The organism is Belliella alkalica (assembly GCF_022549785.1).
GTDB lineage: Bacteria > Bacteroidota > Bacteroidia > Cytophagales > Cyclobacteriaceae > Belliella > Belliella alkalica.
Window position 1 is genome coordinate 396,585 of record NZ_JAKZGO010000001.1, and the last position, 16,271, is coordinate 412,855.

At 35.5% G+C, this 16,271-nt stretch carries 15 protein-coding genes and 1 pseudogene; 12 read left to right on the plus strand and 4 right to left on the minus strand.

Features of this window, described 5'->3' with window-relative positions; translation table 11 throughout:
- The first annotated feature begins 116 nt into the window (after positions 1-116).
- From MM213_RS01505 to MM213_RS01525, 5 genes are all read left to right on the plus strand, one after another.
- Positions 117-680: a DUF4136 domain-containing protein gene (locus MM213_RS01505; RefSeq protein ID WP_241409532.1), complete on the plus strand. Its 564-nt coding sequence runs from the start codon at positions 117-119 to the stop codon at positions 678-680.
- A 354-nt stretch (positions 681-1,034) separates the two neighbouring features.
- Positions 1,035-1,391: a response regulator gene (locus MM213_RS01510; RefSeq protein WP_241409533.1), complete on the plus strand. Its 357-nt coding sequence runs from the start codon at positions 1,035-1,037 to the stop codon at positions 1,389-1,391.
- A gap of 400 nt (positions 1,392-1,791) precedes the next feature.
- Positions 1,792-2,289, plus strand: coding sequence for a hypothetical protein (locus MM213_RS01515; protein ID WP_241409534.1), 498 nt, complete (start codon positions 1,792-1,794; stop codon positions 2,287-2,289).
- 71 nt (positions 2,290-2,360) lie between these two features.
- Positions 2,361-2,561 (plus strand): hypothetical protein, encoded by a 201-nt coding sequence (locus MM213_RS01520; RefSeq protein ID WP_241409535.1) that lies wholly within the window; start codon positions 2,361-2,363, stop codon positions 2,559-2,561.
- A 122-nt stretch (positions 2,562-2,683) separates the two neighbouring features.
- Positions 2,684-2,833 (plus strand): hypothetical protein, encoded by a 150-nt coding sequence (locus MM213_RS01525; RefSeq protein ID WP_241409536.1) that lies wholly within the window; start codon positions 2,684-2,686, stop codon positions 2,831-2,833.
- 272 nt (positions 2,834-3,105) lie between these two features.
- On the opposite strand, the gene MM213_RS01530 is transcribed toward MM213_RS01525, so the two are convergent.
- On the minus strand, positions 3,106-5,268 hold the full coding sequence (locus tag MM213_RS01530) for a molybdopterin cofactor-binding domain-containing protein (RefSeq protein ID WP_241409537.1): 2,163 nt from the start codon (positions 5,266-5,268) through the stop codon (positions 3,106-3,108).
- Between the two features lie 2 nt (positions 5,269-5,270).
- The gene (locus MM213_RS01535) at positions 5,271-5,729 is read right to left on the minus strand and encodes a (2Fe-2S)-binding protein (protein ID WP_241409538.1); all 459 of its coding nucleotides are present in this window, start codon (positions 5,727-5,729) and stop codon (positions 5,271-5,273) included.
- Positions 5,730-6,223: 494 nt separating this feature from the next.
- On the opposite strand from MM213_RS01535, the gene MM213_RS01540 reads away from it, so the two are divergent.
- From MM213_RS01540 to hrpB, 3 genes and pseudogenes are all read left to right on the plus strand, one after another.
- On the plus strand, positions 6,224-7,369 hold the full coding sequence (locus tag MM213_RS01540) for a Gfo/Idh/MocA family protein (RefSeq protein ID WP_241409539.1): 1,146 nt from the start codon (positions 6,224-6,226) through the stop codon (positions 7,367-7,369).
- A 98-nt stretch (positions 7,370-7,467) separates the two neighbouring features.
- Entirely contained in the window at positions 7,468-7,983 is a 516-nt protein-coding gene (locus MM213_RS01545) for a DUF2911 domain-containing protein (RefSeq protein WP_241409540.1), read from the plus strand.
- A gap of 96 nt (positions 7,984-8,079) precedes the next feature.
- Positions 8,080-10,560, plus strand: a pseudogene (gene hrpB, locus MM213_RS01550) (ATP-dependent helicase HrpB).
- 34 nt (positions 10,561-10,594) lie between these two features.
- Here hrpB and MM213_RS01555 read toward each other — a convergent pair.
- Positions 10,595-11,212 (minus strand): hypothetical protein, encoded by a 618-nt coding sequence (locus MM213_RS01555; protein ID WP_241409541.1) that lies wholly within the window; start codon positions 11,210-11,212, stop codon positions 10,595-10,597.
- A 35-nt stretch (positions 11,213-11,247) separates the two neighbouring features.
- On the minus strand, positions 11,248-11,778 hold the full coding sequence (locus MM213_RS01560) for a HEAT repeat domain-containing protein (protein ID WP_241409542.1): 531 nt from the start codon (positions 11,776-11,778) through the stop codon (positions 11,248-11,250).
- A 62-nt stretch (positions 11,779-11,840) separates the two neighbouring features.
- Here MM213_RS01560 and MM213_RS01565 point away from each other — a divergent pair, with 62 nt between their 5' ends.
- The 4 genes from MM213_RS01565 to MM213_RS01580 all read left to right on the plus strand — a co-directional run bounded on the left by MM213_RS01565 (position 11,841) and on the right by MM213_RS01580 (position 16,259).
- Positions 11,841-12,560 carry a VLRF1 family release factor gene (locus MM213_RS01565; RefSeq protein ID WP_241409543.1) on the plus strand — a complete coding sequence of 240 codons (720 nt, stop codon included), beginning with the start codon at positions 11,841-11,843 and terminating at the stop codon, positions 12,558-12,560.
- Between the two features lie 87 nt (positions 12,561-12,647).
- Entirely contained in the window at positions 12,648-13,256 is a 609-nt protein-coding gene (locus MM213_RS01570) for a hypothetical protein (protein ID WP_241409544.1), read from the plus strand.
- Positions 13,257-13,692: 436 nt separating this feature from the next.
- Complete coding sequence (locus tag MM213_RS01575) at positions 13,693-15,567, plus strand: CocE/NonD family hydrolase (protein ID WP_241409545.1); 1,875 nt, start codon at positions 13,693-13,695, stop codon at positions 15,565-15,567.
- Between the two features lie 242 nt (positions 15,568-15,809).
- Positions 15,810-16,259 carry a hypothetical protein gene (locus tag MM213_RS01580; RefSeq protein ID WP_241409546.1) on the plus strand — a complete coding sequence of 150 codons (450 nt, stop codon included), beginning with the start codon at positions 15,810-15,812 and terminating at the stop codon, positions 16,257-16,259.
- Positions 16,260-16,271 lie beyond the last annotated feature (12 nt).

The window sequence follows — 16,271 nt, forward strand, 5'->3', positions numbered from 1 at the left end:
AAGGCTATTGATGGGATAGAGGATACACATATTCCACTATATTTAAAAAAGGAAATCAAATATATCAGTTTATCGTTCATATATTTATTGAGAATTAGTGATTAAATAATGACAATATGCAAAAAGCAACCCTGATCTTTCTTTCACTTGTAACCATGTTTTTATCATCATGCAGCTCCATAGAGTTGTTCAAAGAAAGAACCGAAGTTAAACCCTACAAAGAATATACTTCTTTTGTTATAGTCAATAAAGAAATAGGAGTTAAGAGTTTTAGTGACGAATTACTTGATGCAAAAGTATCAAATGAGATAGAAATTAAAATGAAAGAATTAGGACTTATATATGATAGAGAATCCCCAGAGTTGGTGATCAGATATAGCTCTAACGAAGAGCCTCGACAAAGGGAAATATACAACAATCAGTATCCAATGTGGGGAATGCGTGTTTGGGACCCATGGATGTTTGACCCTAGATTTATGGGAAGGCAAAATATGACTTCAACAAAAAATTATGAATTGCTTCAATTGATCGTAGATTATATAGATCCAAAGCAAGATAAAATGCTAATGACAATAACAGCAGTTAGTGAAGCAAGTGGAACTAAGTCGAAAAATAAAAACTTAATAAAATCTGCGAGGAAAGTTGTGGGTGCCTATAAAGATCATGTAAAGGCTAATTAATTACAAATACCTTTTATAAGTATTGTAAATTAAATTTTCGTTATAATTAAAATATCAGGTGACTACTCGGAGGCACACAATCGTCAATAATAGATTGTTGACAATTTCCATAATTTTTAATAAGGTATATACCTTCTAGTTCAACTACTATCGACAGTAATCCGTCAATGATTTCGTGTATGATTATATTTGAAAACTCACTTTCAAGCGCTATTGAAGATAATTTTAATACATATTAAAATAAATTACAACTCATAAATTAATTTTTATGCAGTTTACCTATTGCTTTCTAACTGTATTTTTGTATTTTTGTATAAATTTTATTGTATTTCACCACAACTATTGTGCACTTCAATGCTTAAAATAGTACTCATAGATGATGATCCGATCAGCACTTTTGTGACTGAAAAACTTATTTCTAAGAACATAAAAGTTCCTTTCACAATATTTAAGTTTCAAAGTGCAACTGATGCTCTAAAAGATATTTCAAGTATTCATCCAAACTATTTGTTTTTGGATCTAAATATGCCTGAAATGACTGGCTGGGATTTTTTGGAGGAGTTTGATCCATACGATTATAAACCAGAGGTTTATATCCTTAGTAGTTCTGTGGATGAAAGAGACATCAACAAAGCAAATAACTATTCGTTGGTAAAACAATACCTATCAAAACCTTTGATAAAAAAATATATAAAAACAATTTTTAATTAAATGATTTAATTTTTTTTTGAGTGTCAGCAATTAAAACATTCGGATAGTATTGGTTTACACAAACACCCACGAGAATATACTAGTCTATTTATAACTGTACTGTACGTCAATACACATTTTGGTGTCATTTCTAGTACTCCATTTAATTTCATTTAGAGATCTTTTACAAAGCGTGTAATTTTTTTTTGTTGAATTCTTCGGTTAACTATCAACAAAGTAATTTCTTTCGATTTTGTTAAGTTTCTTTTCATATTATCCATTTATTAATCTCATTTTTCAGAATCATAAATTAATCTAAACAAGTTGTTATTAAACCGTCACAATTTTTTATAAAAAAAATAAACTTGCTCTCGATTGATTAGTTATATTCCTTGTATGGTAGATTAAACATAAAAAAATCATGGCTACAGCAAATTTAAAACTTATAAAAGCTTTTCGAGGAACAATAGATAAATTAAAAAATGGAGCAACATACCAATGGGGTCATATGGGTGCTTGTAATTGCGGAAACTTGGCACAAGAAATTACACAGTATACAAAAGGAGATATTCATCGATATGCAATGGAAAGGCACGGGGATTGGAACGATCAATTAATCGATTATTGTCCTACAAGCGGTTTGCCAATGGATGAAGTCATTGACCAACTTCTAAGTGCTGGATTGACACTATCAGATTTGGCCCACCTCGAAAAGTTGACTTCTCCAGAAGTTCTAAAAGAAATGCCTCTTTCTAAAAGAAACAACTTAAGGAAGAATGTTAAAGAAGATGTTATCTTTTATATGGAGGTTTGGGTAAATATATTAGAAGAAAAATGGATGCAGCAACAAAATATAAACCTGAATATCAACGAGATAAAAATGTTCCATAAAAATAATGATGAGGCAGTCTTGGCTTAAATAAAAATTTTACGGTATTTAGTATTTACCAAAAACATTCAATCAATTTAGCAACAATTTATTATCAAAAAATGGACGATTTAGAAGATGAATTTGATGATTTTGATGATTTCGAAGAAGATGACGAAGATTTTACGGAAGACTTCCAAGACGAGGTTTATGACCTTGAGGAAGAAAGCGAGTTAATCGATGACAACTTCATAGATTTCGACGATGATGATGATGACTTCGATGATGATGACTTTGAAGACTTGGACGATGACATAGATTAATTGTCCAAAATAAAAGCAGGATTTCTCTTTAATCCTGCTTTTTTACAAACCAATTTTGTCATAAAAGTTCTGTGTGCTATCTTGCATAAAATTATTTGAAATAAATCTAATCTTAATATATCATGCTATTACAAATATTCAATTCACCTATTGCTCCTGGTGCACAATTATTTTTATTGATTGTATGTATTTTAATTGGCCTAGGTGCTGGAATTTCGGCTGTAGATGTGAGGAGTACTCTATTCAAGAAAAAATCTGAAGACAAACATTGATTAGTATACATTGATCAATTAGAAATAAGGCTTGATTCTTATTTCACTTTATATAAAAAATAAAAAGCTATCTCTGGAAAAGATAGCTTTTTTTATTGATCAAATATCCCCTACTTATCAATATTTGAAGTTTAGCCATACAGATTTAAGCTTTTTAGTGATCACTAAATTAATACAAAATTTAAAGCTATATCAGGCTCGTAACTTTACTTTTTTATTTTTATGTTTTGCAAAGCTTTTTGCTCTACTTATACCACATTTCAAATAAACAATCACCCTCTCCTAATCTCCAAATTCATATCTGAATATTCTTTTTGCTCTACAAAAGGCTGACTTCTTAGTCTTCTGCCTGTAGCTGCAAAAATTGCATTGGCAATAGCTCCTCCAGTAGGTGGTAATGCTGGTTCTCCCAATCCTGTTGGATCATAGCCACTATCTACATAATGTAATTCAACCTCAGGAACTTCCTTCATCCTTATTAGTCTGTAAGAATCAAAGTTTTTCTGTTTTGGAAGTCCATTTTCGAAAGTTAGGTTTCCGAACATTGCATGCCCCATTCCATCTACTATCCCACCTCTTACTTGATGATTTGCTCCAGTTGGGTTTACTACGATCCCACAATCTGTACTTGCGATGATTTTTTTGAGAACTGGCTGATTGTTTTCCATTTCTATATTTGCCACCTGAGCTACATAAGATCTATGGGAAAAGTAAACTGAGAATCCTTGTTTTACATTACTGTTTTTTCCCCAATTTGACTTTTCAGCTACATCTTTGATCACTCCGATCATTCTATCCACATCATAGTTGACTGACCCAACCGGTGAGTTTTTGGCTTTCTGCAATAGATCAAGTCTAAACTTCACAGGATCCTTTTGAACTTCTAATGCTACTTCATCCAAAAATGATTGTTCAGCATAAGCCAAGAAATTAGTAATCGGCGCTCTCCAAGCATTGGTTGTTACCGAAGATTCATAATTGACATTTTCAATCAATACATTTTCCACTGCACCTGAAGGAAAATTATCCTGTCTTACAGAATTTCCTGCATTCATTCCTACTCCTCTGAGTTTGTAGCCTATCATATTCCCCTCCTCATCCAATGCCGCAGAAAATCTATATCTAACTGCTGGTCTATAAGCTCCACCTGTCATATCATCTTCCCTACTCCAAGTCACTTTTACAGGTGCTTCCATCTTTTTGGAAATTTGCACAGCTTCTAACACATAATCAGCCCTCAATCTCCTTCCAAATCCACCACCAAGCCTAGTGATTTCCACACTAATATTTTCTTTTGGGATACCCAATAAATTTGCAGTCTGAACTCGTGCTGAATCTGGAGTTTGTGTAGGACCTATAAGCTCAACTTGATCTTCTTTCACATGAGCGAAAAAATTCATCGGTTCCATTGGAGAATGCGATAAAAATGGGCATTGATACTCACTTGTGATTACTTTTGATGCATTTTTGAATGCAACATCCACATTACCATCCTCACGCATCACTCTTGCTTCTTTGGAATCTAAAAGTTCTTTGAAAATACGGTCATGATCAGCTGTACTTTCTACATTCCCATCAGGTTCATATGAGATTTTCAGGAGTTTTTTGGCTTTCATGATCGGCCAAGTAGAAGATCCAACAAGGGCAACGTTATTATCATATACGAATACCTCTTGGATTCCTGAGACATTACGTGCTTCAGTATCATCGACAGATTTGATTTTCATGCCAAAAGGTGGTCTTTGTACCATTGCATGAAGCATGCCTTCTCTGTAAAAATCCAATCCGAAAAGAGGCTTTCCTGTAAACATTTCCTGATTGTCCACATTTTTGATTGGAGTTCCTATGATTTTGAAATCTTTTGGGTCTTTGAAAATCACTTCATCCGGAGCTTCCAATTGCGCTGCATCCAGCACCACTTCCCCATAATTCAGTTTTTTGCCACTTGATTTATGGTAAATCACTCCTTTTTCTGTAGTGAGAGAGTTCTTATCTACTTCCAAACGAGTTGCCGCAGCAGTCAAAAGAAGGTGTCTTGCCGTTGCTCCAGCTTTCCTTAGTCTCTCCCAAGAATGTGGCATGGCCCCTGATCCACCTGTCAATTGTCTTTCAAATTTATCAGTATCCAATGGTGCTTGCAAAACTCTAACCCTAGACCAATCAGCATCCAATTCCTCTGCTACCACCATTGGAAATGAAGTTTTGATGTTTTGTCCCAATTCAGGATTTGGGGAATAAATGACTACATCGCCATCGAGAGTAATTGAAAGAAAGCTATTGAAATCTGTAGCTTTGGCTAGTATTTCTTCATTGCTGAGAACTTGCATCTTTGGCGAATCACAGCCCGACCAGTAGAAACCAATAAACAATCCACCTGTAGCAGTAGCTGCCAATTTTAGGAAATCTCTTCTGTTTGTTTTAATTATCTCTGCCATGATTATTTAGTTTTTGCTGCTAATGCTACTGCTTCCCTGATTTTATGATAAGTTCCACAGCGACAAATGTTTCTATTCATGGCCTCATCAATTTCATCAAAAGATGGTTTTGGATTTTTATTCAAGAATGAAGCAGCATTCATGATTTGACCAGCTTGGCAATAGCCACATTGTGCTACATCAATCTCGTTCCATGCTTTTTGGACTGGATGGTCTCCATCTTCTGAAAGTCCTTCTATCGTAGTCACTTTATCATCTCCGATACTCGAAACAGGCAGAACGCAAGAAAATGTAGCTTCTCCATTGATATGAACTGTACATGCACCGCATTGTGCTATCCCACAGGAATATTTGGTTCCGACAAGTCCAAGATGATCTCGCAACACCCAAAGCAAAGGAGTGTCCTCTTCAACATCTACTTCATACTTCTTACCGTTTACTCGAAGATTATAGTTTGCCATTGTTTCTTTTGATTGATTAAGCCTTTTAATTTAAGCATTTAAAATACTCAAACTAAGCCAGTTCATATTTTGTTGAATTTTTTTTGATAAACCGCAGTATTGAAATTTAAATGGAAAGACATATTTGATTAAATAATCCACTATCTCGTTCTGAAAATAGTTGACACTTTTTTTATACATATACTCTCGTTTTAAAGACAAGTCATTTCGACTAAAGGGAGAAATCTCATACTGAATTTCACTCCCTAACTTCAATTTTAACTTTCCAGTTTAAAAACGGATCGCGACCTCTCCTGTCGTCGAGGTGACGTAGTCGTAGACACTAGCTTCTCGCATCTTAATCTCATATCTCACGTCTATTTCGATCTTCTAAAATAATCTATTGAATCTAATCTCTAGTTGAAGAAAATCTGGAGATTTAAAGGTTAAAAAAAGATCTTAGCTTATATTTATTTTTTAGAATCTATTCAATTTACAAACTATCAAACCTTAATATGAAAAAAATACAAGCTGCAATCGTTGGTACTGGATTTATAGGACCAGCTCATCTGGAAGCATTGAGAAGATTGCCAAACATGGAAGTAGTTGCTCTTTGTGAGGTCAATATTGATTTGGCAAGAGAAAAAGCAGCCATTCTTGGAATTCCAAATGCATATACTTTTGAAGAAATGCTTCAAAATCCTGAAATAGATGTAGTCCATATTTGTACGCCAAATTTTCTTCACTACTCCCAATCTAAAGCTGCATTGTTAGCTGGCAAGCATGTAGTTTGTGAAAAACCACTTGCAACAAAGATTGAAGAAGCCGAAGAGCTTGTAGCATTGGCTGAAGAAAAAGGTCTAGTGAATGCTGTCCACTTTAATCTTCGCTATTACCCAATGGTGAGACAAATGAAAACCATGCGCGAAACTGGTGAATTGGGTGATATTTATAGCATTATGGGTTCATACCTTCAAGATTGGTTGTTTTTACAAACTGATTACAACTGGAGATTGGAGCCTGATAAATCGGGAGACTCTAGAGCAATAGCTGATATTGGATCACATTTATTGGACTTGACTGAGTATGTGACTGGTTTGAAAATAACCGAAGTTATGGCTGATTTCTCTACAGTGCACAAGACAAGGTTGAAGCCCCTGAAACCAATTGAAACTTACTCAGGAAAAATGCTCAGCCCATCTGATTATGCTGAGGTTCCAATCAATACCGAAGATCATGCAACAGTTCTTTTGAGATTTGACAATGGAAACAAAGGTTCTGTGACTGTTTCTCAAGTAAATGCAGGTCGTAAAAACCGTCTGAACATAGAGATCGCTGGAAGCAAATCAAATTTTGAATGGTGTTCAGAAAAACCAAATGAAATGTGGATTGGAAAAAGAGAATCCGCAAATCAGCATCTGATGAAAGATCCTGCTCTTTTTTCTACAGAAGCAGCAAGATTGATAAGTTTTCCTGGTGGGCACAATGAAGGATTCCCTGATACCTCCAAACAAATGTTTAAGGAAGTATATGCTGCTGTAAGAGAAGGAAAACAACCATCAGCACCAACTTTCCCAACTTTCAAAGATGGACTTAGAGAACTATTGATTTGTGAAAGGATTATTGAAAGCCATAAAAAGCAAGCTTGGGTGAAAATTTAAGTTCAAATACGAGATGTGAAATTTTATCTTGTTATAATTAATAAAACAGACTAAATTTCAACAGTCTAAATAACTTATTTTAAACTCAAATAAATAATATGAAAAGATCAATCTTTAAAAAATTTGGCTTGCTGACCTTATTGTTTGCTACAGTTAGTCTTTTTGCAAATGCGCAAGATGAAAAGCCTAGTCCAGCAAAAACAGCCGAAGGTGAAATCAATGGTGCAAAAATCACCATCAACTATAGCAGCCCTGCTGTGAAAGGTAGAACCATCTGGGGTGATTTGGTACCTTTAGGTCAAGTTTGGAGAGCAGGAGCAAATGACGCTACGACTATTGAATTCAGTAAGGATGTCAAAATCCAAGGTAAAGATTTGCCTGCAGGAAAATACAGTTTCTTTGTAATTCCAGGAGAAATGGAATCTACTTTCATCTTCAATAAAGTAGCAAAACAATGGGGTTCTTATTCTTATGACCAAGCAGAAGATGCTTTGCGTGTAAGTGTACCATCAGGCCAAAGTTCTACAATGGAAGAAAGATTGGTGTATGAAGTTACTGAAGGTGGATTCGAAATTCGTTGGGAATATGGAAGAGCTGCTGCAAGAGTAGAGTAAATACATGATCAATTTATATGAAATCCGCTTTCTATAGATTCTTTGGGGTCAGAAAGCGGATTTTTTTTATCTTTGCCCCTCTCAAAATAGAAAGATTTGAACTTTGATCCATTTTCAATAGACCTACCCGTAAGGGAAATTATTCCACAGGTCATACAAGAACTGAATACCAACAACACATTGATCGTGCAAGCTCCTCCTGGTGCCGGAAAAAGCACACTTTTACCTTTAGCTTTGCTTGAGCAACCATTTTTGAAAGGAAAGAAAATCTTAATGCTGGAACCAAGAAGGCTTGCTACGAAATCGATAGCCTTGAGAATGTCTGAACTTTTGGAGGAAAAAGTTGGGCAGACGGTTGGATATAGAATTAGATTTGAAAGTCAAGTTTCTACCAATACTAGGCTCGAAGTATTGACTGAAGGAATTCTTACCAGAATGCTCCATTCTGACAATGCATTGGAGGATGTTGGATTGGTTATTTTTGATGAGTTTCATGAGAGAAATATTCACGCAGATGTAGCTATGGCTCTTTGCCGAGAAGCACAGCAACTGCTGAGACCTGACCTTAGAATCATGGTAATGTCTGCGACATTGGATATGCAGCAACTTTCATCGCTTCTTAAAGCGCCTGTCATTTCGAGTGATGGAAAAATGTTTCCGGTAGAAATCAAATACGCTGGAGATATCGATCCATGGTTGATGCCTGAAATGGTTGCAAAAAGCGTCATAGATGCAAGTAAGAATGATAAAGGTGATATCTTGGTATTTTTGCCTGGTCAAGGCGAGATCAAGAAAGCAGAAGCCATTTTAAGAAAGCAATTACCCGAATTTTCCATCCATCCGCTATATGGTCAACTTTCACCTACTGCACAGTATCAGGCCATTATGCCAAATCGATCTGGCAAAAGGAAGGTAGTCCTTTCGACTTCGATAGCAGAAACAAGTTTAACTATTGAAGGAATCACAATTGTGATTGACTCAGGATATGGACGAACATCAAAATTTGACCCAAAGTCAGGTTTGAGTAGATTGGAAACAATTAGGATAGCAAAGGACTCTGCGGATCAGCGAGCTGGTCGAGCAGGACGACTTCAACCCGGTACTTGCTATAGACTTTGGTCGAAAGCTACACATGCCAACCTAGCTGAATTTAGAACTCCTGAAATATTGGAAGCTGATTTGGCATTTATGGTATTGGATATGTTGGAATGGGGCATCAAGGACATCAGGGAATTGACATGGCTTACACCACCTCCAGTAGGGACTTTGGCTCAGGCTTTTGATATTTTGACTCAGCTAAATGCCGTAGAAAATGGCAAAATCACTCCACATGGAAAGAAAATTCATGCAATTCCGGCACACCCTAGAATTGCCCACATGCTAGTGATTGCTGAAAATGAAGATAAAATTTCCTTGGCAGCAGATATTGCAGGACTTTTGGAAGAAAGAGACCCATTAGCTCCAGACACTGGAGTAGATATCAACCTCCGCATTGATGCATTAAGGAGAGCTAGAAGGGAAAATCTATCAATCAAAGGATTGAATAAAATAGAAAAAATTGCTTCAAATTATCGCAGGCTTTTCAAAGCAGAGATTGACAATTCGATGGTAGATTCCTTCGAGACAGGCTCGCTAATCGCTTTAGCCTATCCCGAAAGAATAGCTTATGCGAGGCCAGGCAACAATGCTCAGTTTCAATTGGCAAATGGCAAAATTGCTATGATTGGCCATAAAGATGATTTGGCAAATGAATCATGGTTAGCAATTAGTCATATTGATGCTCGAGAAGGAATGGGTAAGGTATTCTTAGCTTCCCCTCTTAACCCAAAAGACCTTGCCCCATTTGTCAAAGAAAAAAGAAAAGTACTTTGGGATAGTAAAAAAGGAGGATTGGTGGCAAGCTTGGATCTAAGCATTGGAAGTATTGTTCTAAGGTCCACTCCAATTAGGGACTTATCAGAAAATGATTTGATGGAAGCACTTTCCAATGCCATACATCAAGAAGGACGCAAACTTCTTGATTTTTCGGAAAAGGTGGTCACTCTTCAAGCCAGAATGCAAAGCCTTAGAAAATGGAGGCCAACTGAAAATTGGCCTAATTGGTCAACTGAAAAGATCATTGAAAACCACAAAAGTATTTTGGGGCCCTATCTGAGTGAAGTTAGAAAACCTGAAGATTTCAAAAAGCTTGATTTAGCCTCTATCCTATATCATTCCCTAACATTTGACCAGCAAAATACATTCAACAAATTGGTTCCTTAAAAGATTGAGGTTCCAAGTGGCAGCAATATCAAAATTGAATATTCAGATCATGGCGACAATCCTGTACTTTCAGTAAGACTTCAGGAAGTATTTGGTTGGATGGAAACTCCTCGCATCAACGATGGAAGTGTGAACCTACGTTTGCATTTATTATCACCTGGATTCAAGCCTGTTCAGGTTACAGAAGATTTGAAAAGTTTTTGGGAAAACACATATTTTGAAGTTAAAAAAGAGCTAAAAAGGCGATATCCAAAACATTCATGGCCTGATAAACCGTTGGCGGCGGTGGCTGTCAGAGGAGTAAAAAAAAATTAGAAAATTTGCAGATGCTATATTCGAATTAGGTAACTCACAAATTCTCTAGATGTGCCAACAAATTCAAAAAACTTGCAAGGGTAAATGGAGTGACCATCATTTCTTCGAGTTTGTCAAGATATGCTTTCTTAGTGAGTTCGTATTCTTTTGAATTATACAATTTGCATATAGTAATTGCGCGTGCAGATCTATAGGTGAAATTCTGAGTAATAAGCTCTTGATCCGGATTATTATTGAATAAAAACTCCAAATTTTTGGGATTGGAATAGTAATCCAGCCATTTGAATCCATCTTCAATGAAGAAAGTTTCAATTTTTCCAAAAATTTTGTTCAAATCTAAATTGTCTTGTAAAAAATATCTCCTTGGAAATTCCCTATTGATTTGATCAATTGGTACAACATGGGTAATACTCCTATCTTTGAAATCTCCCAAAGATGGAAGAAATCCATTAATGATATTTTCTACTCTATCCAATCTCACACCTAATTGATATTCAATGTAGTTAGCATCGGGATTTTGGATATGATGAAAAAAAACAACTTGCTTTCCTTCGGGTATTGATTTGGTAAAATAGAACTGTATGGGATCAAAAACAAACCCAAAATCCACAAAAAAATCTTGATGAAGTGATATGATTTTTTCTATTCCCATAATTTATTTAAACTCTCATAAGTTTGAAAGGTTGGTCAATCTTCAAGAAAAAGATCTTTGATTTCCTGAAGTATTGTTTCCACTTCATCTTTTTTGATCAAGAAATCATCACTATCATGGGACACATTATTTTCATAATGCTTCCAATGTTTTTCAGCTTTTTTGAGAACTCGCGGGGTTAGTTCAAACTCAACATAATCCAAATAATATTTTGCTAAATTTGAAGATTTAAAATTTCCAAACAAGTAAATTCTAAATAAATCAACAAATTTATTACTTAAATCAAATCCCTCAAGCGCTTGAACAAATTGTCCATTTTTGTTTTTATTGTTATTGTCATGAATTGCTTCTAGGATTGGATCGAGTGCTTTTTGATTGTTTTCAATCTTACTTAATGCTCTGGCAGCTAAATATGCATTGTCTAGATCCTCCCCTTTTATGATTTCAATCAATAGATCTACAACTTCTTCAGTACCAATCTCTGCCAGCTTATCTGCATAATCAAAAGCCTCGCTTTCAGATTTATCGCACATTTTCTCTAGTAGATATGGTATTTTATTATCCATGCTTTTATACATTAGTGTTTTGGCAAATATAAGACCTTTATCAGGTCTTTATTAAAATATTTATGATGAAAGTAGAAGGATTCGATAATAGTTTGATTTTCAGTTTTATTGAATTTATGAAATCTAAGGGTGCTACCCTCGAATATAATAATAAAAAACATCAACTTGATTTTTTAATAGAAAAAGAAGTTATCATTATAATTCGACTTCCTCTAGATTTCGAATTAGATTTTGAAAAATTAAAGCCAAAAGAAGCAGATTTCAAAAACTATGTATTAGTAATGATTCGCTCAGGAATTGCCTCTGTAGGCTTTTTTGAAAATTTCGAATGTCATCAACATAAAGTTTTCCGTGCCTACATGACTCGAAAGAAACAAGGAAAAAGCCAAATCAAACATCTGAAAACCAAAGGAAAATCTAGGGCAGGTTCAAGGATCAGGTTACAAGAAACCCTGGAGTTCTTTGACCAAATAAACGAGCGGTTACAAGAACATTTTGATGAATTTAGAATCGATAAAATCGGTATAAGCTGTTCAGAAACCTTGATTCCCTATTTTTATGGAGGAAAAATCAAAACTCCATTTGATAAACAAGATCCCAGAATCTTCAAAATCCCAAAGCATATTCAGAATCCAACATTTGAGGAATTGATTGCAACAAACAAATTCCTCTTGCAATCCGAGATCAGAATTTCAGAAAGTGGAGCATTAATTTATCAGGATTTTATAAAGGAGATAAAACTGAAAAACTCTTCACTAGAAGAGAACAATGATGATTGGTAAGGAATATGGAATAGTTATTGATCATTTGAAATTTTCTTTAAAGGAAAAACTAAACCCAAAGATTTACAATCACTTATAAATTAGAATATGATTCAAAAATTCACAGCTTTTCTCCTTTTATCTTTCTTTCTATTTTGCAGTAATGGGTCCTTTGCTCAGCGCTATGGGACAGCTGCTGGGTTGAGACTAGGTTCTAACGATTTTAGCAGGACAGTAGGAATCACTGCTCAGCAAAGAATCTTAAAACATGTTACCTTGGAAGGCATCATTCAATCTGACTTTAGTAGAAATACTACTATGCACCTTTTAATTGAAAAGCATAAACCTATAATTTCCAAAAGATTCAACTACTATTATGGATTGGGGTATTCTTTAGGCTGGGAAGAAAGCAATGTCAAAAATCCAGCAACAATGGAAATTGTTACTACTTATGGCAATAATACCAATGGGATTGATCTGATAGCGGGAATTGAGATGACTGTGTTAAACACCACGATTTCCCTAGATTACAAGCCAAATTTCAACATGTCTGGTAGAGAGGAATTTTACAGAGGCCAAGTTGGGATTTCGGCAAGAACGGTGATCGTAAAAAGTAAGGTACAAGACAAAAAGAGAAGAAAAAAAGCCCGTGCAAAGAGAAAAAAGAATAGAACACCAGTTTTTGAAGGATTGAGAGAGAAATTTAAAAGGAACTGAAGCCCCTAAAAATTATCCAAGATTACTTCAGGACAAATATATAAAAACTCGATTTTTAACAATAATTGCGAACTGTCGACAGCTATCAATCAAAAGAAATAGATTGCTACATTTTCGGCCGTAGCCAAAGGCATAGAAATGGAAACTCATAAAGTCCATTCATATAAATATTTTCAGAATAATGTTTTAAATTTTTTATCTTTATTTTAGATTAAGTTGTTCTCTTTATACTAGAAAAGAATTTATTGGATGCAGCAATTATCTCTAAAAATTTTTAAGAGTTTTAAAATATTGATTAAATAAGAATGCCTTATTCAAAATATACCAAATGTTGAAAGTAAAAATATAAACAGTTTTATAAAAGACTCAATTTATCGAATGATTAGTTGTATTTGCCTAAATTCAAAAACCACCCAATTAAAACTAAAATCCTAATATGAAAAAATTTTATTTCTTACCTCTCTTGTTCTTACTTTTTGGGCAAGTTATTGCTCAAGAAAAATCTGTATTGCAACAACTCGATGAGATTGCAATCATTGACCAAAAAGTGATGATGCCTATGCGCGACGGAGTTCGGTTGGCGACTGATATTTATCGTCCAAAAGGAGATACACCTGTCCCAATTATTTTTTCTAGAACTCCATACAACTTCAATTCATACAGAGATGGAGAATTGACTACGAGAACTTTACAAAGTGCATTGGATGCCGTACAAAAAGGTTATGCTTATGTTGTTCAGAATGAAAGAGGAAGATTCTTTTCAGAAGGGGAATGGGATATTCTAGGTACACCATTGACAGATGGATATGATGCATTCGACTGGATGGCAGCACAAGAATGGAGCAATGGGAAAATCGGTACAATCGGCTGTTCATCTACTGCGGAATGGCAGATGGCTGTAGCTGCTATGAACCACCCAGCACATGCAGCATTGGTTCCTCAGGGATTTGGTGCTGGAGTTGGTAGAATCGGTGATTACTTCGAACAGGGGAACTGGTACCGTGGTGGTGCTGGTCAAATGCTATTTACTACCTGGCTTTATAGCACTCAACATGATCCAATGGCGCCAAGATTGCCAGAAGGAATCGAACAGGAGGATTTATTGAGATTACAAAGGTTCTATGACATGGCACCAAGATATCCAAGAGTTGATTGGAAAGAAGGATTAAATCATTTACCAATACAGGATATCATCAAAAATGTAAATGGTCCAAAAGGAATCTATGAAGAAATGATCACCCGAAAGCCAAATGATCCAAAATGGTTTGAAGGAGGGCTCTTTCATGATGATATGGAATTCGAAAAACCAAGTTTCTGGTTTGTGTCATGGTATGATGTAGCTACTAGTCCAAACTTGGCTTTGTACAATCATGTGAGAGATAACGCAAAAGATCCGAAAATCAGGGAAAACCAATATTTGGTGATAGCTCCTACCCTACACTGCGCATATACACGAGCTACTGACAATACGATTGTTGGGGAAAGATCTGTCGGGGACGCAAGATTAAATTATAATGAACTGACTTATGCTTGGTTTGACTTCTGGCTAAAGGGTGAAAAAAACCAGATCAAAGAAGAAATGCCGAAAGTGCAATATTTCACAATGGGTTCCAACAAATGGCAATCTTCAGATACTTGGCCACCAAAAGAAGCAGAAATGACAACATTCTATTTGGATAGTAAGGGCAAGGCAAATTCCAGATTGGGAGACGGTTCATTGACTAAGAAAAAGCCAAGCAAAGACAATCCTGACTCTTTCAAATATGACCCAATGAATCCAGTGAATTCTTATGGAGGAAATGTATGCTGTACAGGAAATGCTATACAAGGAGGCTCTTGGGATCAACAAGAAATGGAATTGAGAGAAGACATTCTGGTTTACACTTCAGAAGTCCTTGAAGAAGGAGTTGAAATTAGTGGATTTATAGAATCAAAATTGTTCCTTTCTACTGATGTAAAAGACACTGACCTTACGATCAAACTGATTGATGTTTATCCTGATGGAAGTGCCTACAACCTCGATGAAACAATCCAGAGAGTTAGGTATAGAGAAGGATACGAAAAAGAGGTTTTCATGGAAAAGGGAAAAGTCTATGAAGTAAATATGACCCCTATGTCCACTTCTAACTATTTTGAAAAAGGACATAAAATCAGAATAGAAGTATCATCTTCTAACTTCCCTAGATTTGACAGAAACATGAATACTGGAGGAAATACTTATGATGAGACAGAGGGAATAGTTGCCACCAACAACATCCATCATTCAAGCAAATACCCTAGCAGCATCACATTACCGATCGTAAAGAAATAGCACGATTCAAAAAAGGGGCGTTAGCCCTATTATCTTCGTAGAAAATTTCATAACACCCCCCCTACTAGGGGCGTAGCCCTGAATTCTCACATTTATCTGCAGGAATTTAGAAAACAGGGCTACGCTCCTTAATTTTTGATTTCTAATACCTAATTCTACGAAGAACTAAGGGTTCTTCCACTGAAATTCAAACAAAAGGAGCTTTTTATTTACAAAAAAGCTCCTTTTGTTTATATTTGAGTATGAATAAATGGCTTTTATCAGCAGGATTTATCACAGCACTTATTTCTATTTTACACATTGGGATTGTAATTGGAGGTGCTGAATGGTATATATTTTTTGGTGCGGGTTCAGAAATGGCAAAACAATCAGAAGCTGGGATGATTGAACCGGTTATCACAACTTTGGGAATTGCATTTATTCTTGGTATGGTGTCTCTCTTCACTTTTTTTGCAGCAAAAAGAAAAGGAAAATTATCACTGATCAACTTTTTGCTATATGGATTTGCAGTGGTTATGATCATTAGAGGATTGGTAGGCTTACCGTTGGTTTACCTAGTAGCGCATCCATATTTCAATGAATTAGCTGCGAGACCTTTATTTATGATAGTAAGCTCCTTGTTTTGCCTGAGTCTGGGAAGTATCTATTTGGTAGGATTAAAAAACAGGAGATCAAGAAATCCATATCGATGATCTATTAAAAAT

What these genes read in the sequence shown, in the direction of transcription:
- MM213_RS01505 (WP_241409532.1), top strand. Translation starts at nt 117, where the DNA reads ATGCAAAAAGCAACCCTGATCTTTCTTTCACTTGTAACCATGTTTTTA.
- MM213_RS01510 (WP_241409533.1), top strand. Translation starts at nt 1,035, where the DNA reads ATGCTTAAAATAGTACTCATAGATGATGATCCGATCAGCACTTTTGTG.
- MM213_RS01515 (WP_241409534.1), top strand. Translation starts at nt 1,792, where the DNA reads ATGGCTACAGCAAATTTAAAACTTATAAAAGCTTTTCGAGGAACAATA.
- MM213_RS01520 (WP_241409535.1), top strand. Translation starts at nt 2,361, where the DNA reads ATGGACGATTTAGAAGATGAATTTGATGATTTTGATGATTTCGAAGAA.
- MM213_RS01525 (WP_241409536.1), top strand. Translation starts at nt 2,684, where the DNA reads ATGCTATTACAAATATTCAATTCACCTATTGCTCCTGGTGCACAATTA.
- MM213_RS01530 (WP_241409537.1), bottom strand. Translation starts at nt 5,268, where the DNA reads ATGGCAGAGATAATTAAAACAAACAGAAGAGATTTCCTAAAATTGGCA.
- MM213_RS01535 (WP_241409538.1), bottom strand. Translation starts at nt 5,729, where the DNA reads ATGGCAAACTATAATCTTCGAGTAAACGGTAAGAAGTATGAAGTAGAT.
- MM213_RS01540 (WP_241409539.1), top strand. Translation starts at nt 6,224, where the DNA reads ATGAAAAAAATACAAGCTGCAATCGTTGGTACTGGATTTATAGGACCA.
- MM213_RS01545 (WP_241409540.1), top strand. Translation starts at nt 7,468, where the DNA reads ATGAAAAGATCAATCTTTAAAAAATTTGGCTTGCTGACCTTATTGTTT.
- MM213_RS01555 (WP_241409541.1), bottom strand. Translation starts at nt 11,212, where the DNA reads ATGGGAATAGAAAAAATCATATCACTTCATCAAGATTTTTTTGTGGAT.
- MM213_RS01560 (WP_241409542.1), bottom strand. Translation starts at nt 11,778, where the DNA reads ATGGATAATAAAATACCATATCTACTAGAGAAAATGTGCGATAAATCT.
- MM213_RS01565 (WP_241409543.1), top strand. Translation starts at nt 11,841, where the DNA reads ATGATGAAAGTAGAAGGATTCGATAATAGTTTGATTTTCAGTTTTATT.
- MM213_RS01570 (WP_241409544.1), top strand. Translation starts at nt 12,648, where the DNA reads ATGATTCAAAAATTCACAGCTTTTCTCCTTTTATCTTTCTTTCTATTT.
- MM213_RS01575 (WP_241409545.1), top strand. Translation starts at nt 13,693, where the DNA reads ATGAAAAAATTTTATTTCTTACCTCTCTTGTTCTTACTTTTTGGGCAA.
- MM213_RS01580 (WP_241409546.1), top strand. Translation starts at nt 15,810, where the DNA reads ATGAATAAATGGCTTTTATCAGCAGGATTTATCACAGCACTTATTTCT.